This is a genomic window from Cupriavidus sp. GW821-FHT02F09 (assembly GCF_059421605.1).
Genome location: NZ_JBWKVH010000054.1, coordinates 11,248 through 12,190, shown reverse-complemented (window position 1 = coordinate 12,190; position 943 = coordinate 11,248). Strand labels below are relative to the sequence as shown.

At 67.2% G+C, this 943-nt stretch carries 1 protein-coding gene; it reads right to left on the bottom strand.

Going from position 1 to position 943, the window contains the following annotated elements; all coding sequences use genetic code 11:
* The coding region (locus AC07XB_RS34425) for a beta strand repeat-containing protein (RefSeq protein WP_494752821.1) at positions 1-943 on the bottom strand (943 nt) is incomplete at both ends.

Here is a 943-nt window from a genome sequence, read left to right as displayed (position 1 = left end):
TGCCGGTGCCGGACTGCACCAGCGTGCCGTTGCCGGAGATTGCGCCGCCGAAGGTGATGCTGTCGCTGCGGTTGAAAACCAGCGTGCCGTTGTTGACGACACTGCCCGTGATGGAGCCAGAGGTGCCGCCCTTGCCGACCTGCAGCGTACCGCCGTTGATCGTGGCGCCACTCGTGGAGGCCAGCACACCCGTCAACACCATCGTGCCCGACGACGAAGACAGGTTCACGCTGGAGCCGGAGATGTTCCCGCTCAGCGCCATGCCGGCGCCGGAAGACAAGCTGACGGCGCCGCCGCTGAGGTTGCCATTGGCGCTCAGCAAGCCGCTGCCGGCACTCAGCGCCAGATCGCCGGTACCGGTGGTGATGCCGCTGGCGGGAAGCGTCAAGGCGCCGCCTGCGGTCAGGCGGACATTGCCGTGATTGCTGTCGGTCAACGCCGCAACGTTGAGATTTCCGGAACTGGCTAGCGACACCCCGCTGCCCGAAGCGGACACCGCGCCGCCGAACATGTTGCCGGCGTTGGTCAGGATGACCGCGCCACTGCCTGCGTTGAGCGTGCTTGAACCGCTGATCGACAAGGCGCCCGTCTGGCCGATGTTGCCGTCGCTGTTCGCCGAGAGTGCGCCATTGACTGTGCCCGAGCCGAGACTGAGCACGCCGCCACTGGTCGCCGTCAACGCACCGGTGTTCAGGGTTCCCAGCGTGAGCTGGCCGCCGCTGAAGAGTTGCGTCGTGCCGCCGGTCAGGCTCACCGCGCCGCCGAACACGTTGCCGGCGTTGGTCAGGGTGATCGCGCCGCTGCCCGCATTGAGCGTGCTGGAACCGCTGATCGACAAGGCGCCCGTCTGGCCGATGTTGCCGTTGCTGTTCGCCGAGAGTGCGCCATTGACTGTGCCCGAGCCGAGACTGAGCACGCCGCCACTGGTCGCCGTCAACGCACA